This is a genomic window from Corallococcus silvisoli, assembly GCF_009909145.1.
Classification (GTDB): Bacteria; Myxococcota; Myxococcia; order Myxococcales; family Myxococcaceae; genus Corallococcus; species Corallococcus silvisoli.
The window spans coordinates 111091-134115 of sequence record NZ_JAAAPJ010000006.1; the positions used below are offsets into that span (position 1 = coordinate 111091).

Consider the following 23025-nt stretch of genomic DNA (forward strand, 5'->3'; position numbering starts at 1 on the left):
CCTTCGTGTGTCCCGTGCCTGCCCTGTCGTTGTCGCACGTCTGCTGTCGCCGCACCCCTTCACCCATCGGAGGTAAGCATGCGAAGCACCTGGACGTTGTCGCTCACGGCCGCATTGCTCATGGCAGGTTGCGGGGCTGAACCGCCCGCGGAGGCGCCTCCGGCAGCGGAGGCCGTCGGGACGGCGGAGGCCCCGCTGGACGCGGACCTGGCGCCGTACTTCGACGCGGTCACCACGCCCACGAACAGCTACCGCGTGGTGGGCACGCTGACGCCGCCCTCGTGGTCCTGGGGGCAGATTGAGCTGCTGGAGGGCTACCAGCGCTTCCGCAGTGAGTACTACAACCCGCGCACGCTGAAGCTGCGCTCGCAGGACACGTACCAGTCCAGCGACTACCCGGTGGCGACGTACTTCGGTTCGCTCAACCAGCAGCTGGTGGACGGCTTCAACCTCTACTACGGGAACAGCTGTGCCACGGCGGCCGGGTCCACCTGTCCCACGCCCGGTCCCACCAAGCCGGAGGCGCGCTTCGTCCTGCTCCACAAGGGCCGGGCCACCGCGGCGCGCACCTGCAACGTGAACCTGACGCCGACGCTGCTGGTGCACGGCGCCATCCAGGACGCGAACGTGTGGCTGTTCCCCAACGGCAACAACGGCTCGGGCGGCACCTACGGCGGCGCGGCGCAGCTGACGGGCCTGGTGCAGGACCTGGAGTCGAAGGGCCGCTGCGTGTACGCGGTGACGTTCGGCTCGTTCCACGGCGACAACTTCAACCACGCCATCCACGTGGCCAACGCGGTGAAGCGCGTCAAGGCGCTGCACCCGGGCGTGGCGCGGGTGGACATCGTGGCGTGGAGCAAGGGCGTGCTGGCGGTGGACCCGTGGATGGAGAACGCGGCGACGTGGGGCGGCTTCAGCGCCACGCGGTTCTTCGAGCGGCTGGCGAAGGAGCAGGCGTCGCAGGTGCCGGCGTATGACGACTCCGTGCGCGTGTACGTGCCGCTGTCCGGGCCGCACAAGGGCATCGACCTGAACTTCCGCCACCCCATCCACACGCTGACCATCGCGAGCACTGCCTCCAACGCGCCGGTGGGCCGTGGCCCGATGCCGTGGACGTACTTCTCCGCGTTCCAGTGCGTGACGTTCGGGTATGACGTGCCCTGGTTCAAGAACCCCTACGCGGAGAGCGTCTGCGCGGGGTCCGGCGGCACGTGGCCGGACTACTTCCGCCGCATCTACCTGTCGAACATCACGGGCCTGTCCAGCACGGGCACGCCGGTGTCCGCGAGCACGCTGCAGACGCTGAACACGAACCAGGGCCTGTCCGCGTCGTCGTTCAACTTCGACGATTACAACATGAGCCTCTTCGGCGCCGTGAACAACAGCGGCAAGTACGTGACGGCGTACGCGGGCCAGCTCCAGGCGGCGTATGACCTGCGCGCCACGTACCCCATTCCGGACCGCAGCGCGACCGCGTGGGACAACATCGACCCCGACGAGAACCGCTACTTCCCCTGGATGGACACCAAGCTCATCTACAACCCGCTCAACCCGTTCATCGCCGCGGGCTACATGGCCGCGAGCGACCACCGCGTGTGCCGCACGACGGCGTTCGACCCCACGGGTTCGCCGTGCTTCGCGTACCACGCGTACAACACGAACCAGAACCGGGAGGCGTACGACTCGCTGGGCTACGGGAAGTACCGCATCATGGAAGGCCTGGGCATGGCCGCGGCGATGGAGATGGGCGGCAAATTCATCACCCGTCTGGCCGAGCACGGCCTGGATTCGCGCCTGCCGTCGCTCTACGTGCTGTACGGCACGACGGGCGGCTCGCAGCCCTTCGAGACGGACGGCATGACGTCCACCACGTCCGCGCTGCGCGGTGACGGCGTGCTCTTCGAGGCGAGCATCGCGGCGATGACCCAGCTCACCCAGGGCTGGACGACCGCGAAGAAGACCGCCGACGCGAAGCAGGAGGGCATGGCCTACGACCACCTGAGCATGGGCATCACGCCCGCGGTGTGGAACAAGATCTCCGCGCACTTCGTTTCGCGGGATTGATGAAGGAGCCGCCGGGCATGCCCATCGTCCACGACTGGCTGGCCCGGCGGGCTTCGCTCGCCCCGGAGCGCACGGCGCTCATCGACTCGCTCCGGGGCGGGCGGTGCATCTCATGGCATGAGTGGAACACGGCGGCGCACCAGACCGCGCTGCTGCTGCGGGACCTGGGCGTGGGCCTGGGGGACCGCGTCGCGGTCCTGGCCTTCAACGGCGTGGAGACGCTGGACCTGGTGTTCGCCTGCGCCAAGCTGGGCGCGGTGCTCCAGCCCCTCAACTGGCGCCTGGGCACCGAGGAGCTGCACGGCCTGCTCTCCGACGTCGCCCCCCGCGTCGTCTGCTTCGGGCCGGAGTTCCGCGAGCAGGCAGGGGCGCTGCGCCCCCGGCTCCCGGCGCTCGCGCACTGGGTCCCCTTCGCGGAGCCGCTCCCGCACGAGCGCCCCTTCTTCTCCCGCGAGGTCCTGTCCGGAGCGCTGCCCGCCATCGAACTGGAGCCGGACGCGCCCTGGGTGCTGTGCTCCACCGGAGGCAGCACCGGCCTCCCGAAGTCCGCCGTGCTCACGCATGGCTCCCTGACCGCCAACGCCGTGAACACCGTGGTGAGCTGGGGCCTGTCCCAGGACGACATCGCGCTGCTCAACGCGCCCCTGTTCCACACCGGCGGCCTCAACGTCTTCACCCTGCCCCTGGTGTACGTGGGCGGCGCCTCCGTCGTGTGCCGCGGCTTCGACGTGGAGCAGTGCCTCGACCTCATCCACTCGGGCGCGGTCAACGCCGTGTTCGGCGTGCCCACCATGTTCATCGAGCTGCAGCGGCACCCCCGCTTCGACTCCGTGGACTTCTCCCGCATCAAGCTGCTCATCAGCGGCGGCGCGCCCTGTCCCGCGCCCGTCTTCGAGCGCTTCTTCGCCCGAGGCATCCCGTTCCGCACGGGCTACGGGCTCACCGAGGCCGGCCCCAACAACTTCTTCCTCCCCGTCTCCGCCATGCACTCGCACGCCGGCTTCGTCGGCGTGCCCCTGTTCCAGGTCGAAGCGCGCGTCGACGGGGAGCAGCGCCCCGGCGACGTGGGCGAGCTGCTCCTGCGCGGCCCGCACCTGTGCGCCGGCTACTGGGGCCGCCCGGAGGAGACCGCCCGCGCCTTCGTGGACGGCTGGCTGCGCACCGGCGACCTGGCCTCGCGCGACGCCCAGGGCTACTTCCGCATCGAGGGCCGGCGCAAGGACCTGATCATCTCCGGCGGAGAGAACATCCACCCCTCCGAAGTGGAGAGCGTCTTCGCCGGCCACCCCGACGTCGCCGAGGTCGCCGTCATCGGCGTGCCCGACCCGAAGTGGGGGGAGACGCCCCGCGCCCTCGTCGTTCCCCGGCCCGGGGCGGCGCCCACGCTCGAGGCGCTGGTGGAGTTCTGCTCGGGGCGGCTCGCCCGCTACAAGCTGCCCCGCTCCCTGCGGCTCCTCACCGCCCTGCCCCGCACCCCCGCGGGCAAGGTGGACCGGCTGGCGCTCGCCCGGCTGCACGGCGACGCCTGAATTTCCAAGCGTTGCGGCCGTCCCCCTGGAGCGGACAAGACACCGCTGGGAGGCCGTCTGGGTGTCCGGTCGGACATGGATTCGTAATATTTCGTCATGAGCCCGAAGCCCGATGGAAATGTGGGGGTGACAGGGTGCAGGTCGCGGCCGGAGGCGGACCGCGGGGTCCCGGCTTGGGAGAGAAGCCTGGGCCCCTCCCGCCGCCGGTCCGCGTTCCGAGCGGAGACCCGACCATGGAGATGCCCCCCCGCCCCACGACCTCCGAGGAAGCCACCATCCAGGTGCTGCTCGTCGAGGACGACGAACGCCTGGCCCGGCTCACCGCCCGCTACCTCCAGGAGCACGGCATCATCGTCACGGTGTCCGCGTCCGGCACCGACGCGCTGCTTCAGACGTCCCGCCACACCTTCGACGTCATCCTGCTGGACCTGATGCTCCCCGGCCGGGACGGCCTGGAGGTCTGCCGCGAGCTGAGGACGCGCACGGACGTGCCCATCATCATGCTCACCGCGCGCGGCGAGGAGGCGGACCGCGTCCTGGGCCTGGAGTCCGGCGCGGATGACTACCTGCCCAAGCCCTACTCGTCGCGCGAGCTGCTGGCCCGCATCCGCGCCCAGGTGCGCCGGGCCCGGGGCAAGGTGGGCCCCACCAGCCACCCCGTGCACGCGGGCCGCCTGGTGCTGGACCCCCGCAGCCTGAGCGCGTCCCTGGACGGCAAGCCGCTGTCCCTCACCACCTATGAGTTCAGCCTGCTGCGCGTGCTCGCGGAGCGGGCCGGCCGCGTGCTCAGCCGCGAGCAGCTCCTGGACCTGGTGAAGGGCAGCGCGGACGAGGTCTTCGACCGCTCCGTGGACGTGCACATCTTCCGCCTGCGCCAGAAGCTGGAGGTGGATCCCCGCAACCCGCGCCTGCTCAAGACGGTCCGCGGGGCCGGCTACATGCTGGCCACCGAGACCGAGGCGGACGCGTGAAGGGGGTCCGCCGCTTCTTCCGCCTGCCCATGGGCCTGCTCCCCCGCATCTACCTGGTGGGGGTCATCCAGATCGTCCTCGTGGGCATCGCGCTCACGCTCGCGCGCGACCTGCTGCGCAACGAGTCCTGGCGCAACCGCTTCGACGACGAGCTGTCCTACTTCGTGGACGAGTGGGCCAACCTGCGCGACGACCCCGCCGCGCTCCATGCGTCGCTCGACCGCGCGCAGCAGCGCATGGGCATGCGCGTCACCCTGCGCGCCGCGGACGGCACGCTGCTGGGCAACACCCGCCCGGAGCCCGCGCCCGCGCTGAGTCCCGAGGAGCTGCACGTCAGCACGCGCGTCACCCGCCGCGGCCCCTCGGGGCCCTTCCCCGGCCCCGGCGGCCCGGGGCGCCTCCTGGTGGTGAGCCCCTACCCGGGCCCCATCCAGGTCTACGCCTCCGTGTCCCTGCCCCCGCCGCCCCCGCCGCCCGACGGCGACCGCCAGACGGCCATCATCGTGGGGCTGGTGCTGGCGTGCACCGCCATCACCTCCGTCGCCTTCGCGCGCACGCTCGCGGGGCCGCTGGAGAAGCTGGCCTCCGCGGCGCGGGCCTTCGGCGCGGGGCGGCTGGACGTGCGCGCGGGCCTGCGGCGCAAGGATGAGCTGGGCCTCGTGTCGGAGGCCTTCGACGAGATGGCGGGCCGCATCACCCAGCTCTTGCGCTCGCAGAAGGAGCTGCTGGCCAACGTGTCGCACGAGCTGCGCACGCCCCTGTCGCGCATCCGCGTGGCGCTGGACCTGGCCGCGGAGGGCGACGCGCAGACGGCGCGCGAGCTGCTGCCGGATATCACCGAGGACCTGTCGGAGCTGGAGCGCCTGGTGGAGGACGTGCTCACCACGTCCCGCCTGGAGCTGGTGACGGAGGGGGCGAGCGGCGGCGTGCCTCCCCTGCGCCTGGAGCGCGTGGACGCGAACGCGCTGGTGGACAAGGCCGCCGCCCGCTTCCGCACCGCCCGGCCGAAGCACCGGCTGGAGGTCCAGGTGGACGGAGCGCTGCCATCGCTGGAAGCGGACCCCGTGCTGCTGAGGCGCGTGTTGGACAACCTGCTCGACAACGCGGGGAAATATTCGGAGGTCGGCACCACCGTGCGGCTGCGCGCCCGGGCGGAGGGCGACAGCCTCCAGGTGGAGATCCGCGACGAGGGCATCGGCATCGAGGCGGACGACCTGGCGCGCGTGGGCACGCCCTTCTTCCGCACCGACCGCAGCCGCGCCCGCACCACCGGTGGAGTGGGGCTGGGACTGGCGCTGGTGCGCCGCATCCTGGACGCGCACCACGGCCGCCTCACCCTGGAGAGCCAGCCCGGCCAGGGCACCACGGCGTGCGTCGTGCTCCCTGGAGCGGGGGCGGTGGACACACCGGACGGCCGCCTCGCCGCCGGTCATCTTTCGTAATAGAGACGAGATTCGCCGAAACATTCCGGAACATACAAAAGGGGCATGAAGGCCTTGAGCGAGATGCCGCGAGAAGCGCCGGCCCTGGCGCCGGTGGAGCTGGACGAGGACGAGGGTCGCAAGCGCGGCGTGCCGCGCTGGGCCTGGGTGGTGGGCCTGCTGGTGGTGGTCGGGCTGGTCGCGTTCTGGCGGGTGCGCGCCAGCAACCAGGCGGACGCCATCACCTATGAGACGACGCCCGCGGAGGCGCGGAAGCTCACGGCCAAGGTGACGGCCACGGGCAGCGTGGCGGCGCTGGTGACGGTGCAGGTGGGCAGCCAGGTCTCCGGGCGCATCCAGGAGTTGATGGTCGACTACAACTCCCAGGTGAAGAAGGGGCAGGTCATCGCCCGCATCGACCCGCAGCTGGTGCAGGCCGCGCTGGACCGGGCGAAGGCGAACATGATGGCCTCGCGCGCGAACCTCCAGAAGGCGCGCGTCAACGCGGACGTGGCGAAGAAGCAGGCCGAGCGTTCGCGCGAGCTGCGCGCCCAGCAGTTCATCTCTCAGTCGGAGCTGGAGACCGCGGAGTCCGCCGCCTCCAGCGGGCAGGCGGAGGTGACGGCCGCGGAGGGCTCCGTGGCCCAGGCGCAGGCCGCGCTGAACGAGGCGGAGGTGAACCTCAAGTACACGACCATCGTGTCGCCCACCGACGGCATCGTCATCTCGCGCAGCGTGGACGTGGGCCAGACGGTGGCCGCGTCGCTCCAGGCGCCGGTGCTCTTCACCATCGCGGAGGACCTGCGCAAGATGCAGGTCAACACCAGCATCGCGGAAGCGGACGTGGGCAAGCTCCAGCCCGGCATGAAGGCGACGTTCACCGTGGACGCCTTCCCGGGTGAGACGTTCGAGGGCGTCATCCGGCAGATCCGCAACGAGGCCATCACGGTGCAGAACGTGGTGACGTACCTGGCCGTCCTCGACGTGCCGAACCCGGACCTGAAGTTGAAGCCGGGCATGACGGCGAACGTCACCATCGTTACGCAGCAGAAGGACCAGGCGCTCTCCGTGCCCAACACGGCGCTGCGCTACCGTCCCGCGCCCGCGCCGGGGGCTCCCGCGCAGGCCGTGGCCCCGGCCACGAAGGGCATGCGCACCGTCTACGTGCTGCGCCGCCAGCCGGAGCAGAAGCCGGAGCCCGTGGCCGTGAGCGTGCGCACCGGGATGACGGACGGCACGTACACGGAGGTGGTGGAGGGGGAGCTGAAGGCCGGCGACCGCGTCATCACCGCCGCGAACTCAGCGGCCGGCGCGACGACGTCCGCGCCTCCGGCGGGGGGCCCAGGCGCGGGCCCTGGCGGCGGTGGCCGGGGAATGGGCGGCGGCATGCGCCGCGGCCCGTTCTAGGCGCCCGTTCCAATCACTTTCATCGAGGGCAGGGGAAGGGAGAGAGGCAGAAAGATGGACGCGGAAACGAAGCAGGCGCCCCCCGTCGTACAGCTGCGGAACGTGACGAAGGTGTACCGCACCGGCGACGTGGAGGTGCGGGCCCTGCGCGGCGTGGACTTCACGGTGGAGCCGGGCGAGTTCGTCTCCATCATGGGCTCCAGCGGTTCGGGCAAGTCCACGCTGATGAACATCCTGGGCTGCCTGGACCGCCCTTCGTCGGGGGAGTACCTGCTGAACGGCCGCGAGGTGGCGCGGCTGGACCGGGACGGCCTGGCGCGCGTGCGCAACCGCACCCTGGGCTTCGTCTTCCAGAGCTTCAACCTGCTGGCGCGCACCACGGCGCTGGAGAACGTGGAGCTGCCCATGCTGTACGCGGGCGTGCCGTCGAAGGAGCGGCGCGCGCGCGCGAAGGAGGCGCTGGAGCGCGTGGGGCTGGGGGCCCGGTTGGATCACCATCCCAAGCAGCTCTCCGGCGGCCAGCAGCAGCGCGTGGCCATCGCTCGGGCGCTGGTGGGGCGGCCTCGCGTCATCCTCGCGGACGAGCCCACGGGCAACCTGGACTCGCGCACCACGGTGGAGGTGATGGCGTTGTTCCAGCAGTTGCAGAAGGAGGGCCTGACGCTGGTGCTGGTGACGCACGAGCCGGACGTGGCCGAGTACACCCAGCGCGTGGTGGTGGTGAAGGACGGGCGCATCGTGAACGACAGGCGCCAGACGCCGCACCCGGCGGTGGTGCCCGCCGAGGAGGTGGGGTCATGAACCTGCTGGAGACGGTCGTCCTGGCGCTGCGGGCGCTGCTGCGCTCCAAGACGCGCTCGGTGCTCACCGCGCTGGGCATCATCATCGGCGTGGGCGCGGTCATCGCCATGGTGGCCATCGGCGACGGCGCGAAGGCCAGCGTGCAGAAGGTCTTCGACGCCATGGGCACCAACATGCTCATCATCCTGCCGGGCTCGTCGAAGTCCGGTGGCGCGCGCGGCGGCTTCGGCAGCCAGCCCACCATCACCTGGGACGACCTGGAGGCGGTGCGCACGCAGCTGGCCACGGTGCGCGGCGCCGCGCCGGAGATGCGCTCCAACGCGCAGGTGTTCTCCGAGGACCAGAACTGGAACACCAGCATCATCGGCACGACGACGGACTACTTCATCGTGCGCAGCTGGACCATGGCGCAGGGCGCGCGCTTCACGGACGCGGACAACGAGGCGGGCGCGAAGGTGGCCGTGCTGGGCCAGACGGTGGTGGACAACCTCTACGGCAAGGGCTTCAACCCGGTGGGGCAGGTCATCCGCATCAACAAGACGCCCTTCACCGTGGTGGGCGTGACGGCGCCCAAGGGCCAGTCGCCCGTGGGCCAGGACTTCGACAACACGGTGTTCGTGCCGGCCACCACGTTCCGCCGGCAGGTGCAGGCGCAGAGCCTGGGCACCTTCATCACCGGCGCGGTGTTCGTGCAGGCGGCGAGCGCGGACCTCACCGCCAAGGCGCAGGCGGACGTGACGCAGCTGCTGCGCGAGCGCCACCGGCTGGGGGAGAACGACGCGGACGACTTCGACGTGCGCAACCTGGCGGAGGTGGCCAGCGGCCAGCAGCAGAGCACGGAGACGTTGAGCCTGCTGCTCGCGGCCATCGCGGCGGTGTCGCTGGTGGTGGGCGGCATCGGCATCATGAACATCATGCTGGTGAGCGTCACCGAGAGGACGCGCGAGATTGGCGTGCGCGTGGCGGTGGGCGCCCGGCCGCGCGACATCCTGGCGCAGTTCCTCATCGAGGCGCTGACGCTGGCGGTGCTGGGCGGCATCATCGGCGCGGCCGTGGGCCTGGGCGTGGCGAAGCTGCTGGCCGCGCAGTTCGGCTGGCCCATGCTGGTGCGCCCGGACGTGGCGGTGCTGGCCATCGTGTTCAGCGGTTTGGTTGGAGTCGTCTTCGGGCTGTACCCGGCGCGCAAGGCGAGCCTGTTGGATCCCATCGATGCACTGAGGTACGAGTGATGCGCGCGCTTCCCTTGACGCTTTCGTTGTGTGTCCTGCCCGTGGTCGCGGGGGCCCAGGGGGCCTCGGCCCCGCGAGCGCAGGCCCCAGCGGGCGCGCAGCCGACGGCCCCACAGCTCCAGCCGAAGCAGCCGGAGTCGACGCCGGCGACGCCCCCCGCGGTGAAGGAGTCCCTGTCGCTGTCCACCTCCGCCGAGGGGCCCGTCATCTCGCTGGCGGACGCGGAGGCCGCGACGCGCGAGCACCTGCCGCTCCTGCGCTCGGCGCAGGCGACCACCGACGCGGCGCGGGCCCGCGTGGATCAGGCCTTCTCCAGCTTCCTGCCGCAGGTGAGCGCCAGCGCCAGCTACACGCTGGGCACCAGCAACCGCGACGTCATCCAGTCGGTGCCGGGCGGAGGCATTGGCGTGGTGTCCAACACCACGCGGCGCTTCAGCGGCGGCCTCTCCGCCAGCCAGCTCATCTACGACTTCGGCCGGACGTCCGGCCGCTACGACGCGTCCAAGCAGAGCGCGGGGGCGCAGGAGGACTCGCAGCAGCAGGTGCTCCAGGACGCGCTTCGCAACGTGCGCGCCGCGTACTTCACCGTCCTCACGCAGAAGGCCCTGCTGGGCGTGGCGCGCGAGACGCTCCAGAGCGAGGAGGCGCGGCTGGGCCAGGTGAACGCGTCCGTGCAGGTGGGCACGCGGCCGGAGATCGACCTGCTCCAGCAGCGCACCGCGAAGGCCAACGCGCAGGTGCAGCTCATCCGCGCGCAGAACGCCTACGCCAGCGCGAAGGCGCAGCTCAACCAGACGATGGGCGTGGAGACGTCCACGGCCTACACCGTGCAGGACGTGACGGTGGTGGCCGTGGCGGGTGAGGACGAGGCGCTGGACGCGCTGGTGACGCGCGCGCTGGAGTCCCGCCCGGATGTCGCGGCGCGGGAGCGGCAGATCCTGGCGCAGGAGTCCCAGGTGAGGGTGGCCAAGAGCGGCCACTGGCCGACCCTGAGCGCCACGGGCAACCTGTCCGACGTGGGGGAGAACCCGTTCAACGGCGCCACGCTGAGCGCGCAGGGAGGCCTGTCGCTGAGCTGGGCGTTGTTCCAGGGCGGGCTGGTCAACGCGCAGACGCGCGAGGCCAACGCCAACCTGCGGGACCTGCAGGCGCAGAAGGACACGCTCCGGCAGCAGGTGCGGCTCCAGGTGGAGCAGGCCCGGTTGAACGTGGTGGCCACGCGCGAGGCGCTCTCCGCCGCGGACGAGGCCCAGGTCAACGCCCGGGAGCGGCTGCGGCTGGCGGAAGGGCGCTACCGCGCGGGCGTGGGCAACATCATCGAGGTCAGCGACGCGCAGGTGGCCTACACCAACGCCTCCGCCCAGCAGGTGCAGGCGACGTATGACCTGGCCACCTCCCGCGCGGAGCTGGCGCGGGCGCTGGGCTCGCTGGAGCTGAACACCGTGGCGTCGCGGTAGCCGCGGGCGCCCCCCGCACGCTGCGTCGTGCGGAGGGGCGAGCCGCTACAGCGTCACCAGGAAGCGCGTGGCGGCGTTCACCGGGTCGTGGTCCAGCACGTCCACCCTGGCGTGCACGGCCCCCGCGTCCTGGAACGCGAACGTGAGCAGTCCCTGCGCGAAGCGGGGCGGCTCCGCGGACAGCCAGGCGCTGCCCACGAACTCCGCGCGCGGTCGGATGACCAGCTCCCACGCCTCCCCTCCCGGGCGCGGCACCACCGTGGCGTCCAGGAAGGTGTGCCCCCACTGGACGTTGTGGGCCATGCGCTGGAGCATCCGCTCCGCCCCCACCACGCGCGCGAAGTCATGCAGCGACGCGCCCATGCGGGACACCTTCACGCTGGCGCCGTAGCGCTCGCCCAGCAGGTAGAGCGCTCGCGCCTCCCCCAGGCCCGGGTTCAGCACGCGCGCCATCCCATGGACGAGCCGGGGCCACAGCCGCGCGGGGTAGGCCGCCTGTGACGGCGCTCCCTCCGGCAACCCCAGGGACCGCAGCAGCTCTGGGAGCCCGGGCGTCCCCACGTCCGCGCAAGCAAGCATCGCCTCCACCGCCTGCCCCAGCACGAGCGGCACCGGTGTCTCCTCGGGGAACGTCGTCCAATCCATTCCCATGGCGATAACGCCCCTCCGCGTTTCGCTGCATCACCCTTGCGTGAAGACATGTTTCGGCCGCGCTTGGACGGTGCTCGCTCCGTGCGTATTTCGCCCGTTCATCCACCAGAACCCCTCGGTCATCGCCCGTTCATCTTCGGCCGCTATTCCCAGGGCTCCACGGTCGTCACCGGAGCGGACATGGACGCGAACACGGCAACCGACAGGGAATCCGACGCGCGGGTCCGCAAGGGACTCCTGGCGTTCCTGGTGCTGATGGGAGGCCTGTGCGGGGGCTGCCCCGAACCGCCGCTGTCGGGCGCGCCGGACGCGCGCTTCAGCACCCCCATGTTCGCGGAGCAGGTGGCGCCGGACGGCGGGTGCGACCTCGACGGTGACGGCCATGGAGAGACGGTCACCGTGGACGCGCCGGTGCCCGTGACGGTGCGCTGCCTGGGGGACTGGGATGGTGACGGCTACGCGGACGTGGCCGTGCTCCCGCGCGACGACACGCGCGCCGTGTATCTCTTCCGCGGGGGGCCCACGCGCACCGGAGCCCTGTCGCTGGACGCACCCGACGCGGTGTATCTGGGCGGCACCGACAACATGAACCAACCCTGAAGGGTGGCAGCGGCGGCAGGACGCCGGGATACCGTAGGAAATCGTGGCTCCAACCCGCTGAGTCACCTCCGGACAAGCCGGAAAATGAGCGGGGATGCATTCCACGGAGGTCATTTTCAGAGGGCGTTCCGTCTCAGAAGTGGCCTGGGTGTCGGGGTTGCCCGGACTCCGAAAGTCCACCTTCCGCGCAGCGACCCTATGGGTGAACAATGGGAGACTGACCCGGCAAGTTCTGTCTGTCTGCCTCTATACGTCCTATGCCGTCGGCCAAACGTTTCGGGTCGGCAAGCAAAGGCATGGACAAGAAACTCGCAACCACCATCGGCGCATCAGCAAGGGTCGCCCGGGGTCGCATGGAGCTTACGCAGGCCGACGTGGCCGAGCGAATCGACGTGGCCACGGAAGTGTACGGCCGCCTGGAGCGAGGCGGCATGCTCCCCAGCGTCCAGACCCTGATGAAGCTTTGCCACGAGCTGCACGTCTCCGCGGACGAGTTGCTGGGACTCGCCGCGCAAGGCGTCACCCCGTCGCGCTCCAGTGAAGCCCCACCGCCCACGCCAGAGCGTCCGGAAGTGCGTCGGCTGCTGCGAAGCGTGCGGCAGTTGGATCCGGCCCAGGTGAAGCTGCTGGGATTGGTGGCCAACGCGCTGACGCGGCGGTGACGGGGCGCTCATCCACCGGGGCTCCCCGCCCCCCTTTCACAGGTCCGACAGGACACGCTCCAGGTCGGTGGGCCGCACCGGCCGGGTGAGGTGCAGGTCGAAGCCGGCCTTCAGCGCCCGCAGGTAGTCATCCGCGTCGCCGTCACCGCTGAGCGCCACGAGGCGCAGGTCCTGTCCCATCCGGGTGCGCAGGGCCCGCGCCACCTGGTAGCCGTCCAGCCCCGGCAGGCCCAGCTCCACGAGCACCAGCTCTGGCGACTGCTCCATCGCCAGCGCCACGCCTTGCGCGCCGTCCGGGGCCACCGTCACCTGGTGCCCCCACAGCTCCAGCAGGTCGCGCAGCGACTGGCGCGCGTCCGGGTGGCCCTCCATCAGGAGGATGCGCCGCGCGCGGCGCGCGTCCGCGTCGCCCACTCCATCCAGCCGGCGGAGGCGGTCCTCGCGCAAGAGGGGCAGCCTCACCACGAACTCGCTGCCCTGCCCCAGCCCTCCGCTGGTGGCCTCCACGCTGCCGCCGTGCATCCGCACCAGGGTGCGCACCAGCGTGAGCCCGATGCCCAGGCCCCCGCGGGAGCGCTCCAGGGACGTGTCCGCCTGCGCGAACAGGTCGAACATCGCGGGCAGCTTCTCCTGCGGGATGCCGATGCCGGTGTCCTTCACCCGCAGCACCGCCTGCGCGGAGCCGTCCACGCCCTCCTGGAACAGCTCCACCGTGATGGTGCCCTGGTCGGTGTACTTGGCCGCGTTGTCCAGCAGGTTGGTGAAGATCTGCTCCAGCCGGGTGGCGTCCCCCTGGAGCCACAGCGGCGCGGACGGCAGGTGGGCCTCCAGCTTCAGCCCGCGCTCCTCCACGCGGGGGCGCAGGATGGAGAGCACCTGCTGGAAGCTGTCCGTGAGGTTCACCGGCTCCTGACGCAGCTCCACCTTGCCCCGGGTGATGCGGCTGACGTCCAGCAGGTCATCCACCAGCCGCGCCAGGTGGTGCGTCTGGCGGTGGATGATGCCGTGCATCCGCGCTTCCTTGTCGTCCGTGGAGCCCCTGCGCTCCAGGATGCCAATGGCCGTCATGATGGCGGCCAGCGGGTTGCGCAGCTCGTGGCCCAGCATGGCCAGGAACTCGTCCTTGCGCCGGTCCATCTCGATGAGCTGGTCCGTGCGCAGCCGGGCCTGCTGCTCCGCGTGGCGCAGGCGCAGGAGCGAGCGCACCGTGGCGACGAGCTCCGACGGCTCATAGGGCTGGGTGAGGTACGCGTCCGCGCCGCCCTCCAGGCCCTGCACCTTCTTGTCCGGCGTGACGAACGTCGCGGACGTGTGCATCACCGCGATGGAGGCCGTGGCCGCGTTGGCGCGCAGGCGGGCGCAGACTTCATAGCCGCTGATGTCCGGCAGCTTCACGTCCAGGACGATGACGTCCGGGCGGTGCTGCTCCGCCAGCAGGATGGCCGCCATGCCGGTGGCGGCCTCCAGCACGTGGTAGCCGGACATCCTGAGGACGCGGTTGACGAGGTAGCGGTTGGCCTCATCGTCGTTGACGTTGAGGACCGTGGCCAGGCGGGGTTCTTCAGCCACGGGGGTTCACCTCCCGCAGGTCCCGGTGCCCCAGGCCCGCCTTGGTCAGCGCGTCGCGGATGCGCGTGATGGCCACCTCCCGGCTGAGCGTGTGCTTGGCGAGGATGGCGGAGGTCTCGCGCGCGAGCCGCGCCCGCTCCGGCTCCTGGAGCTGGTGGGAGGTGTGCAGGATGATGGGGATGTCGCGCGTGCGTGGATCCGCCTTCAGTTCGTCCAGCACGTCGAAGGCGGTGATGTCTGGCAGCACGAAGTCCAGGAAGACGAGGTGCGGGGCGCTCTCGCGGGCGATGCGCACGCCCTCGCGGCCGCCGGAGGCCTCCAGCAGTTGGTAGGACGTGTCCTTGAGCAGCTGCTTGAGCAGGTAGCGGTGCACGTCGTCGTCGTCGATGATGAGCAGCCGCTCCACCGGCCCGGTGCGCGCGAGCGACGTCAGCTTCTTCTGCAGGCGCAGCTCGTCCACGGGCTTGAGCCAGAACTCGTCGGCGCCCAGGGCGCGGGCCTTCTGCTCGCGGTCCGTCACGGTGACGACGAGGATGGGGATGTCGCGCGTCTGTTCGCCGTTCTTCATCTCCGCGAGGAAGCTCCAGCTCGTCTCGCCCTCCAGCATCACGTCCAGCACCATGGCGGCGGGCCGCACGCGCTGCATCACCTTGCGCGCGTCCTCCACGGTGCGCACCGGCAGCACCTGGAAGCCGGAGCGCGCCAGGTACTTCTCGTAGAGGAACAGCGTCTGGCGGTCGTCCTCCAGCACCAGCACCGGCGAGCGCCCGGGGTCCAGCGCCTGGCTGCGCTGGGTGAGGCCCGTCATCTCCGACACCTCCGGGTGGACGCGCGGCAGGGTGATGACGAAGGTGGAGCCCTCGCCCAGGGTGCTCCGCACGGTGAGCGCGCCGCCCAGGAGCTCCGTCAGCTTGCGCGCCAGCGTCAGGCCCAGGCCGGTGCCCTTCACGCGCCGCTGCAGGTGGCTGTCCACCTGGATGAACTCCTCGAAGACGCGCTCGTGGTTCTCCGGGGCGATGCCGATGCCCGTGTCCTTCACGGTGAACACCACCGTGTCCTTGGGCCCGGGGGCCACGGACACCGTGATGGCGCCGGACTCGGTGAACTTCACCGCGTTGGAGACCAGGTTGCGCACCACCTGGCTGAGCTTGGCTTCGTCCGTCTCCAGCTCCAGCGGCTCGGCGGGGCCCTCGAAGTCGAGCGCCACCTGGGACTCCGGTGGCAGGAGCGGCCGCGTCATGCCGCGCAGCGCGCTCATGAAGTCGGACACGACGAAGCGGCTGTGGCGCAGCGCCGTCTTGCCGGACTCCACCTTGGACAGGTCCAGCAGGTCGTTGACCAGCTCGAAGAGGGCCTCCGCGGAGCCGCGGATGAACTGGACCTGCTTCTCCTGCTCCGGCGCGAGGCTGCCGTTGAGCGGATTGAGCAGCACCTTGGACAGCCCGAGGATGGAGTGCAACGGCGTGCGGAACTCGTGGCTCACGTTGGCCACCACGCGGCTCTTGATTTCAGACGCGCGCTGAAGGCTCTCCGCCTTCTCGTCCAGGGCGGCGTGCAGGCTCCGGACGCCCCGGTTGGACTCCTCCAGCTCCCGGTTGAGGCGGGCGAGCTCCTCCGCGCGGCGCTTGAGCTCGTGCTGCTGGCGCTCCGTCTCGCGGTGGAGCGCGGCCAGCTCTCCCAAGGTGGTGCCCACCTGGATGAGCGCGGTGCCGTAGTCCTCCGGCACCAGGCTGCCGACCAGGACGACGCCCCCCTCATGGGGCCGGGCGCGGAAGGCGAAGGTGGTGGGCTTGTGGTCGCGCTGGAGGATGAGCTCCCAGCCGTCCACGGCTTCGTCGCGCGCCTGCACGAGCAGCTTCTCCACCTTGCCCTCGCTGCCGGCGCTGGCCAGGCTCCGCAGCGACTGACCCGGCGTGATGCCCAGCAGGCGGGCGGCGCGCTCGTCGCGCCAGACGACGGTCCCATGCGCGTCGCAGGCCAGGGCCAGCTCGCGGCTGAGCGCGTCGACCATCCCAGAGGCGCGGTCATCCAAGGGCGTCATGAGTGCGTCTCCTCCCCAGCGTCGGGGATCCGCGCGAACACCGTCCGCGCTTCCGGGTGGCCTGTCCCCAGCCCTGCCCGCAGCGCCTCCAGGAGGTGCGGGAAGGTCAGGGGGGAGAGCCCCCGGCGGGGCCAGAAGCTTGAGTACCACTGGATGTGCGCGTCCCACAGGTCGGCGCGGTCCAGGGCGAGCGCATCCGACAGATAGGACAGGTGGAGGCGCGCCTCTTGTTCCAGGCGGAGGGGATTTCCCGGAGGGAGTGTCCGCTCCAAGGCAGGAATGACAGCGGCGATGAGCGCGGGTGTGTGCGCCTCCAGGAGGTGGGCGGGCCCTTCGGTGTAGCGCAGGGCCCCTCGGGCGGCCTGGACGTAGGTGAAGGGGAGGGTGTCCGGGCCGAAGCCCTCCGCCTGGAGGGCGTGGGCGAGCCCATCGAAGTTCTGGTCCAGGTGCAGGGAGCACATGCCGCGCGTGACGAGCAGGGTGCGCAGCCAGCGCGCGTAGGTCTCCAGCAGGGCGGGGTGGGCCGCGTCGAGCGCCTGGACCAGATAGCGGACATGGTGGACGGCGTCCTCGTCACCGAAACGGCGGGCGCGCTGGGGCCCGTAGCGGGCGTCCCAGAACGGATCCGCGTACATCGGCTGGACGGAGGCGGAGGCGAGGGACGCGGCTCGGGCCTCTACCTCGCGGCTGACGGTGGGCATGGCGTCACACTCCCAGGGTTCGACAGGTGGAGGCGACCAGTTCCCGGGCGCTCTTGCCGAAGAAAGACACTTTCAGCTCCTCCTCGATGACGGGCGTCCAGTCGAAGGCGAGTCCCCCCACGGCGATGGGGAGCGCCGGGGCGACTTCGCGCACCTTGCGCACGGACTCGCGCACCTGGGGCAGGTGGAAGGGCATGGTGACGGAGAGGGCCAGCAGGTCCGGCGGCGCTTCGCGCACCATCCGGGCCAGGTGATCCGCGGGCACGTTGGCGCCGATGAAGCGCACGTCGAAGCCGGCCATCTCCAGGAAGTCGCTGGCCATGCGCGCGCCCACCTCGTGCAGTTCGCCCTCCACGCACGCCATCATCACGACCTTGCCGTTGGACGGGTCGCGGGGCAGGTGGCGGTACAGGTGGGCCAGGACGAACTGGGAGATGGCGGTGGCCATGTGCTCCTGGGCCACGGAGATGTGGTTCTCCTGCCAGAGCCGGCCAATCTCGTACTGGGCGGCCTGGATGATGCTCAGGTGCAGGTCCTGGAGCGGCACGCCGCACAGCAGCCCTTCATCCACGAGCAGGCGCAGGGCCTCCTGGCGGTTTCCGGAGAGCTGCGCGGTGAGGTACCGCGTCCGCAGCGATTCGATGACGGAGGGAGATGGGTGCAAGGGAGCCGTACGAAGGGCGGAGGGGGCAGGGTAGGGAGGTTTCGGTGGGGGATAAACCCTGGAGACGAGGCTCGCATCCGTGAGTGAACATTCACCGGGCAGGCCGCCGCGGCGGCGGCTTTTCCGCTTGCAGGGCAGGCGGGCGGTGGGGAAGGGCGCGCTCCTTTCAATCGTGCTACGTGAAATGCATGATTGGCCGCTTTTCCCTTCTTGTGTGGCTCGGGATGGGCGCGCTGGGGTGTTCAGCTCCGCGACCCGTGGAGGGCGTCTGGCAGCCAGGGCCTGATGCAACGTTGGAGGCCATTCCCGGGCCCCTGAAGAACTTCGGGCCCTATGACCTCGCCGCTGACGCGTTATCGGCCGCGTGTCCGCTCATCCTCTCCAAGCCGAACGCGACCGTGGTCGCACTCCAGGAGACGCAGCCCGAGGTGGCCCTCCGCACCGCGACGGAGTACTGCGCATGGCTCTACGCCACGCCCGAGGGGCGCTACGAGATGAGCATGCTGTCGGACTCGTCCCGCCCCGGAGACGCGGTGCGCGGCTTGAAGAGTTGTTCGCTTCCCCCGTTCGTGGACGATCCCCGCTATGCACGCGGCAGCCTCAAGCAGATCTTCGCGCTGCACAACCATCCCTTCGGGACGCGCCTCTCACCGAGGGACCTGCGCTTCATCGAGTCGATGGCCACGGTCCACGACTGGGAGGTCCTGACGCGAGAGGGCCGCATCCGCCTGTCCATCATCGCGTTCTTCTCCCGGTCACGGGATGCGAGCGCGCCCACGTGCGACGGCTTCTATCAATACGTTCCGGCGACCCGGGAGATGATGCTCTGGACGCATTCGGATGGCAGGTGGAGGCAGGAGTCCCATGGCATCGTCACCTGGCTCGATGAGCGCACCTATCGTCTGGATGCGCGGTAGGAGGGCCGCATGCGAACGCAGATCATCTCGCTGAGGACGGTCGCGCTGGTGCTGGGGCTGCTCGGGTGCGCCCGGCGGCACGACCCTCTTTCGACGCCGGTCCTCGATGACCGGTCCATCCGCTTCCCGGTCTCCTCCGACGCGAGCGTCATCCCGGCGGGTACCCCCGTCGTGCTGGACGGCGAAACGCTGCGCGCCTTGATGATCGTCTCACGGGACCTGTTCCCCCTGGGGAGCGCGGCGACGTCCTGTGACAGCCGTCCCGAGTCCTACTCGTACCGGGTCCTCCGGCAGGAGGGCCTTCTCTTCGTCTACGTGGAGGAGAACCCCACCGCCTGTGGCCGGCGGTTTCCGTCGCTCGATTCTGGTGCGAAGTACGCCCTGCGTTCGGATGGACACATCCTCCGGCGCATCGTCGACGGCGTGGACGAGGAGGACGACCTGCGGGGTGTGATGCTGCCGGACGGCGGGGTGGAGACCGTCCTCGTGCCTCCCAGCCAGGGCGTCCTTCCGGAGGATGCGGGTGTCGCGAGCCCGCTGGACGCGGGGGCGTCTCCCGTCGTGCGATGAGCTTCTCGGGTGGGCACGTGTGCTCCGCGTGCTCATCCTGGCGACCGGCCGGGCGGTGCTCCACTGCTCAGGGGTGGCCGGGCCGGTGGGAAACAGGGTAGGCACGCCACTTCGGAAAGCAGCCGGTGACAGATTTCCAGGGCACGGGTGTTCCCTGCTCCAACCGGGAGGCGCGTGCGGTGTCCGTCGATGTGGAGGCCTATTACCGGCGCTATGGCCCCCAGGTGCTCCGGCGCTGTCGCTTCCTGCTGCGCGACGAGGAACAGGCCGTGGACGCCATGCATGACGTGTTCGTGCAGCTGCTGCGCTACCAGTCCGCCCTGAAGGACGCGGGGCCCTCCAGCCTGCTGCATCAGATCGCCACCCGCGTGTGTCTCAACCGCCTGCGCGGCGCGAAGCGACGCCCGGAGGACCGGGAGGATGAGCTGGTGTTGCGCATCGCCGCGTCCGGCGACGTCGAGGCCCGCACCGCCGCTCGGGGCCTGCTGGACCGCCTCTTCGGGCGCGTGCCCGCGTCCAGCCGCGACATCGCCGTGCTCCACCTGGTGGATGGCATGACGCTGGAGGAAACGGCCCGCGAGGTGGGCCTGTCCGTGTCCGGAGTGCGCAAGCGCCTCCGGGCCCTGTCCGCTGTCCTGCAGGAGCTGGAGGCCGCATGATGTCCCCCCACCGCACCCCGGATTGGCTGCTGGAGCGCATCGCGCTGGGAGAGCTGCCCCCGGACGAGCTCGCCGCCGCCCGCGACCGCCTGGCCCACGAACCGGACGGCCCCGCGCGCCTCGCCGCCCTGGAGGCCGACTCACGCGCCACCCTGGAGGCCCTGCCCCCCGACCGCGTCGCCCGCGAGGTGAAGGCCCGCGCCGCCCGCAAGCTCCAGCTCGTGCCCCCCCACGCGGAGGCGCCGCCGTCGCGCCCTTCGTGGCGCTTCCTGCCCGCCCTGGTGCCGGTGCTCGCCGCCGCCGCCGTGGTCGTCCTCGCGAGGCCGGGCTCCTCGCCGGAGGGACAGGAGGCGCCGCACTCGCCCTGGCCGGGCACCGAGGCCCCCCCGGGTGTCCTGGAGGCCACGCGCAGCAAGGGGCTCCAGCCTCGGCTCGACGTGCACCGCCAGGTCGCCTCCCGCACCGAGCGCCTCACCGACGGCGCCCCCGCCCAGGCCGGTGACGTGGTGCAGCTGTCGTACACCGCCGCCGGCAGGGTCCAGGGCGTCATCGTCTCCGTGGACGGCCGGGGCGCCGTCACCGCGCACCTGCCGGATCAGGGCGACACGTCCGTGCCGCTGGCGCGCTCCGGCACGCACCTGCTGCCCCGCGCCTATGAGCTGGACGACGCCCCCGGCTTCGAGCGCTTCTTCCTCATCACCGCCGACGCCCCCTTCGACCGGGAGGACGTGATGGCCGCCGCGCGCGTGCTCGCCGCATCCCCCGACGCCCGCACCGCGCCGCTGGCCCTGCCCTCGGGCCTGGGCCAGACATCCTTCCTGCTGGAGAAGCCCTCGCGATGAGAGTGCTCGTCATCCTCCTCTTCGCGCTGGGCCTCGCGACGTCCGCGCGCGCCGCGGAGCCGTCCGCCGTGCGCCGGCTGGCCCTGCTCGTGGGCGTCAACGACGGCGGCCCGGAGCGCGTGAAGCTGCGCTACGCGGACACCGACGCGAAGGCCTTCTCCCAGGTGCTGTCGGAGCTGGGCGGCGTGCTGCCCCAGGACCGCGTGCTCCTCACGGACGTGGACCGCGCGGGCGTCCTCGCGGGCTTCGACCGGCTGCGCCACCTGGCCGAAGGCGCCCGCGCCACCGGGGCCCGCCGCGTGGAGGTGCTGCTGTACTACTCCGGCCACTCGGATGACGAGGGCCTGCTCCTCAAGGGCCAGCGCCTGGACTACGGCGAGCTGCGCCGCGCGCTGGAGGGCCTGCCCGCGGACGTGCGCATCGCGGTGCTGGACTCCTGCGCGTCCGGCGCGTTCGCGCGGCGCAAGGGCGGCGTCGCGCGGCCCGCGTTCCTCGTGGACTCCGGCATCCAGGTGAAGGGCCACGCCATCCTCACCTCGTCCAGCGCGGACGAGGCGTCGCAGGAGTCGGACCGGCTGGGCGGCTCGTTCTTCACCCACCACCTGGTCTCCGGCCTGCGCGGCGCGGCGGACGTCACCCACGACGGCCGCGTCACCCTCACGGAGGCCTACCAGTTCGCCTTCCACGAAACGCTCGCGCGCACGGAGCGCACGCAGGGCGGCGCGCAGCACCCCAACTACGACATCGAGCTCGCGGGCACCGGCGACCTGGTGATGACGGACCTGCGCGCCACCACCGCGGGCCTGGTCCTCGCCGAGCCGCTGGAGGGCCGCCTGTACGTGCGCGACGCGGTGGGCACGCTGGTGGTGGAGGTGCAGAAGCTGTCCGGCCGCGCCACCGAGCTGGGGCTCGCCCCCGGCGCCTACCGGGCGCGGCGCGAGCTGGACGGCGGCGTGTCCGAGGCGACCTTCACGCTGAAGGAGGGCGTGCGCACGTCGCTGGCCCCCGGGGACTTCCTGGGCGTGGGCCACGAGGCCACGGTGATGCGCGGCGGTGGCGCGCTCACGGGCGCCTCGCAGGAGCGGCGGATGTTCCCGGTGAACCTGAGCCTGGTGCCCGGCGTGAGCACCAACACGCTCCGCGCGGGCCGCGCGCCGGTGGAGAACCGGTTCGCGCTGGGCGTCGTCAACGGCGGCACGGCGTTGGGGGGCGGGCTGGCGTTGGGGCTCGTGGGCAACGTGTACGACGCGGAGGTGGTGGGCGCGGCGATGGCGCTGGGCTTCAACACGGCGGGCCGGGAGGTGTCCGGCGTGCAGCTGTCGCTCGTGACCAACGTGGCGGGCGGCGCGGTGAGCGGCGCCCAGGCGTCGCTGGGGCTCAATGTCGCCAACGGGGACGTGGACGGCGTGGGGCAGCTGGCCCTGGGCGCCAACGTCGCGCGCGGCGCGCTGGGCGGTGTGCAGGCCGCGCTGGGCGCCAACATCACCACCTCGGATGCCACCGGCATGCAGCTGTCCCTGGGCGTCAACCACGCCAACGGGACGATGCGCGGCGTGCAGCTGTCGGTGGGCGTCAACTCCGTGGCCACGGAGGCGCGAGGCATCCAGGGGTCGGTGCTGCTCAACCGCGCCCCCTCCCTCACCGGCATGCAGCTGGGGTTGATCAACGTGGGCGGCGACGTCACCGGCATGCAGCTGGGGTTGCTCAACGTCGCGGGCGTGGTGCACGGCATGCAGCTGGGGCTCGTCAACGTCTCCGAGGAGGTGCACGGCGCGCCGGTGGGCCTGGTCACCTACGAGAAGAAGGGCCAGCTGCACCTGGAGGTGTTCGGCAGCGACGTGCAGCTCACGAACGTGGCGCTGAAGTTCGGCGGCAAGTTCTTCTACACCACGCTGCTGGCCGGCCTGGGGCCGGACGACCGCTTCGAGCGCTTCAGCCTGGGCCTGGGTCTGGGCGGTCACATCCCGCTGGGCTCGCGCTTCTGGGTGGACGTGGACGTCGCGAGCAGCCAGGTGCTGTCCACGCGCAAGCCCTTCTCCGGCGACACCGGGAACCTGCTGGGGCAGCTGCGCGCCATGCTGGGCTTCCAGGTGATGCCGCGGCTGGCCGTGTTCGGCGGCCCCACCTACAACGCCTGGATAACCTGGGACGAGCCGCGGTTCGCGAAGCTGTCCACGCTGTCCGTGCGCACGCACGACATCAACGCCACCACGCGGGTGCAGCACTGGCCGGGCTTCCAGCTGGGCGTGCGGCTCTGAGGCGCCGGGACC

The 23025-nt window shown here is 71.2% G+C and carries 20 protein-coding genes; 15 read left to right on the forward strand and 5 right to left on the reverse strand.

Annotated elements, in window-relative coordinates; genetic code table 11:
* The first annotated feature begins 78 nt into the window (after positions 1-78).
* The 8 genes from GTY96_RS12075 to GTY96_RS12110 all read left to right on the forward strand — a co-directional run bounded on the left by GTY96_RS12075 (position 79) and on the right by GTY96_RS12110 (position 10879).
* Positions 79-2064: an esterase/lipase family protein gene (locus GTY96_RS12075; protein WP_161664788.1), complete on the forward strand. Its 1986-nt coding sequence runs from the start codon at positions 79-81 to the stop codon at positions 2062-2064.
* Between the two features lie 17 nt (positions 2065-2081).
* Positions 2082-3593 (forward strand): acyl-CoA synthetase, encoded by a 1512-nt coding sequence (locus GTY96_RS12080; RefSeq protein WP_161664790.1) that lies wholly within the window; start codon positions 2082-2084, stop codon positions 3591-3593.
* Between the two features lie 233 nt (positions 3594-3826).
* Positions 3827-4564: a response regulator transcription factor gene (locus GTY96_RS12085; RefSeq protein ID WP_161664792.1), complete on the forward strand. Its 738-nt coding sequence runs from the start codon at positions 3827-3829 to the stop codon at positions 4562-4564.
* On the forward strand, positions 4561-6006 hold the full coding sequence (locus GTY96_RS12090; RefSeq protein WP_328700840.1) for a HAMP domain-containing sensor histidine kinase: 1446 nt from the start codon (positions 4561-4563) through the stop codon (positions 6004-6006). Before GTY96_RS12085 ends, GTY96_RS12090 begins: the two co-directional genes overlap by 4 nt.
* 45 nt (positions 6007-6051) lie before the next feature.
* Positions 6052-7392 (forward strand): efflux RND transporter periplasmic adaptor subunit, encoded by a 1341-nt coding sequence (locus GTY96_RS12095; RefSeq protein ID WP_161664794.1) that lies wholly within the window; start codon positions 6052-6054, stop codon positions 7390-7392.
* A 54-nt stretch (positions 7393-7446) separates the two neighbouring features.
* Complete coding sequence (locus tag GTY96_RS12100; RefSeq protein WP_161664796.1) at positions 7447-8193, forward strand: ABC transporter ATP-binding protein; 747 nt, start codon at positions 7447-7449, stop codon at positions 8191-8193.
* Positions 8190-9422, forward strand: coding sequence for an ABC transporter permease (locus GTY96_RS12105; protein WP_143906437.1), 1233 nt, complete (start codon positions 8190-8192; stop codon positions 9420-9422). The genes GTY96_RS12100 and GTY96_RS12105 overlap by 4 nt, the downstream gene beginning before the upstream one ends.
* The gene (locus tag GTY96_RS12110) at positions 9422-10879 is read left to right on the forward strand and encodes a TolC family protein (protein ID WP_161664797.1); all 1458 of its coding nucleotides are present in this window, start codon (positions 9422-9424) and stop codon (positions 10877-10879) included. The genes GTY96_RS12105 and GTY96_RS12110 overlap by 1 nt, the downstream gene beginning before the upstream one ends.
* Positions 10880-10924: 45 nt before the next feature.
* Here the strand turns inward: GTY96_RS12110 and GTY96_RS12115 are convergent, their stop codons facing one another.
* A complete protein-coding gene (locus GTY96_RS12115; protein ID WP_143906433.1) occupies positions 10925-11530 on the reverse strand; it encodes a DUF2378 family protein in 606 nt (201 codons plus the stop codon).
* A 180-nt stretch (positions 11531-11710) separates the two neighbouring features.
* Between GTY96_RS12115 and GTY96_RS12120 the strand changes: the two genes are divergently transcribed.
* Positions 11711-12130 carry a hypothetical protein gene (locus GTY96_RS12120; protein WP_143906430.1) on the forward strand — a complete coding sequence of 140 codons (420 nt, stop codon included), beginning with the start codon at positions 11711-11713 and terminating at the stop codon, positions 12128-12130.
* A 296-nt stretch (positions 12131-12426) separates the two neighbouring features.
* Entirely contained in the window at positions 12427-12792 is a 366-nt protein-coding gene (locus GTY96_RS12125) for a helix-turn-helix transcriptional regulator (RefSeq protein ID WP_143906428.1), read from the forward strand.
* A 36-nt stretch (positions 12793-12828) separates the two neighbouring features.
* On the opposite strand, the gene GTY96_RS12130 is transcribed toward GTY96_RS12125, so the two are convergent.
* From GTY96_RS12130 to GTY96_RS12145, 4 genes are read right to left on the reverse strand one after another with little or no spacing between them, the layout of a single operon-like run.
* Positions 12829-14361, reverse strand: a complete 1533-nt coding sequence (locus GTY96_RS12130) for an ATP-binding response regulator (RefSeq protein ID WP_143906426.1) — start codon at positions 14359-14361, stop codon at positions 12829-12831.
* Positions 14354-16402 carry a hybrid sensor histidine kinase/response regulator gene (locus GTY96_RS12135; protein WP_161664798.1) on the reverse strand — a complete coding sequence of 683 codons (2049 nt, stop codon included), beginning with the start codon at positions 16400-16402 and terminating at the stop codon, positions 14354-14356. The genes GTY96_RS12130 and GTY96_RS12135 overlap by 8 nt, the downstream gene beginning before the upstream one ends.
* Positions 16399-17103: a hypothetical protein gene (locus GTY96_RS12140; protein WP_161664799.1), complete on the reverse strand. Its 705-nt coding sequence runs from the start codon at positions 17101-17103 to the stop codon at positions 16399-16401. Before GTY96_RS12140 ends, GTY96_RS12135 begins: the two co-directional genes overlap by 4 nt.
* A gap of 4 nt (positions 17104-17107) precedes the next feature.
* A complete protein-coding gene (locus GTY96_RS12145) occupies positions 17108-17767 on the reverse strand; it encodes a cobalamin B12-binding domain-containing protein (RefSeq protein ID WP_143906420.1) in 660 nt (219 codons plus the stop codon).
* Between the two features lie 293 nt (positions 17768-18060).
* Here GTY96_RS12145 and GTY96_RS12150 point away from each other — a divergent pair, with 293 nt between their 5' ends.
* The 5 genes from GTY96_RS12150 to GTY96_RS12170 all read left to right on the forward strand — a co-directional run bounded on the left by GTY96_RS12150 (position 18061) and on the right by GTY96_RS12170 (position 23013).
* A complete protein-coding gene (locus GTY96_RS12150; RefSeq protein ID WP_235685562.1) occupies positions 18061-18684 on the forward strand; it encodes a hypothetical protein in 624 nt (207 codons plus the stop codon).
* A gap of 9 nt (positions 18685-18693) precedes the next feature.
* Entirely contained in the window at positions 18694-19254 is a 561-nt protein-coding gene (locus GTY96_RS12155; protein ID WP_161664801.1) for a hypothetical protein, read from the forward strand.
* Between the two features lie 179 nt (positions 19255-19433).
* Positions 19434-19913, forward strand: a complete 480-nt coding sequence (locus tag GTY96_RS12160; protein WP_143906418.1) for an RNA polymerase sigma factor — start codon at positions 19434-19436, stop codon at positions 19911-19913.
* Positions 19910-20755, forward strand: a complete 846-nt coding sequence (locus tag GTY96_RS12165) for an ActD-like protein (RefSeq protein ID WP_143906416.1) — start codon at positions 19910-19912, stop codon at positions 20753-20755. Before GTY96_RS12160 ends, GTY96_RS12165 begins: the two co-directional genes overlap by 4 nt.
* Positions 20752-23013, forward strand: a complete 2262-nt coding sequence (locus GTY96_RS12170; protein ID WP_161664803.1) for a caspase family protein — start codon at positions 20752-20754, stop codon at positions 23011-23013. The genes GTY96_RS12165 and GTY96_RS12170 overlap by 4 nt, the downstream gene beginning before the upstream one ends.
* Positions 23014-23025: the final 12 nt, after the last annotated feature.

Bases quoted from the DNA above. Each gene is read 5' to 3' on its own strand.
- GTY96_RS12075 (WP_161664788.1), top strand. From the start codon at position 79: ATGCGAAGCACCTGGACGTTGTCGCTCACGGCCGCATTGCTCATGGCA.
- GTY96_RS12080 (WP_161664790.1), top strand. From the start codon at position 2,082: ATGCCCATCGTCCACGACTGGCTGGCCCGGCGGGCTTCGCTCGCCCCG.
- GTY96_RS12085 (WP_161664792.1), top strand. From the start codon at position 3,827: ATGGAGATGCCCCCCCGCCCCACGACCTCCGAGGAAGCCACCATCCAG.
- GTY96_RS12095 (WP_161664794.1), top strand. From the start codon at position 6,052: ATGAAGGCCTTGAGCGAGATGCCGCGAGAAGCGCCGGCCCTGGCGCCG.
- GTY96_RS12100 (WP_161664796.1), top strand. From the start codon at position 7,447: ATGGACGCGGAAACGAAGCAGGCGCCCCCCGTCGTACAGCTGCGGAAC.
- GTY96_RS12105 (WP_143906437.1), top strand. From the start codon at position 8,190: ATGAACCTGCTGGAGACGGTCGTCCTGGCGCTGCGGGCGCTGCTGCGC.
- GTY96_RS12110 (WP_161664797.1), top strand. From the start codon at position 9,422: ATGCGCGCGCTTCCCTTGACGCTTTCGTTGTGTGTCCTGCCCGTGGTC.
- GTY96_RS12115 (WP_143906433.1), bottom strand. From the start codon at position 11,530: ATGGGAATGGATTGGACGACGTTCCCCGAGGAGACACCGGTGCCGCTC.
- GTY96_RS12120 (WP_143906430.1), top strand. From the start codon at position 11,711: ATGGACGCGAACACGGCAACCGACAGGGAATCCGACGCGCGGGTCCGC.
- GTY96_RS12125 (WP_143906428.1), top strand. From the start codon at position 12,427: ATGGACAAGAAACTCGCAACCACCATCGGCGCATCAGCAAGGGTCGCC.
- GTY96_RS12135 (WP_161664798.1), bottom strand. From the start codon at position 16,402: ATGACGCCCTTGGATGACCGCGCCTCTGGGATGGTCGACGCGCTCAGC.
- GTY96_RS12140 (WP_161664799.1), bottom strand. From the start codon at position 17,103: ATGCCCACCGTCAGCCGCGAGGTAGAGGCCCGAGCCGCGTCCCTCGCC.
- GTY96_RS12155 (WP_161664801.1), top strand. From the start codon at position 18,694: ATGCGAACGCAGATCATCTCGCTGAGGACGGTCGCGCTGGTGCTGGGG.
- GTY96_RS12165 (WP_143906416.1), top strand. From the start codon at position 19,910: ATGATGTCCCCCCACCGCACCCCGGATTGGCTGCTGGAGCGCATCGCG.
- GTY96_RS12170 (WP_161664803.1), top strand. From the start codon at position 20,752: ATGAGAGTGCTCGTCATCCTCCTCTTCGCGCTGGGCCTCGCGACGTCC.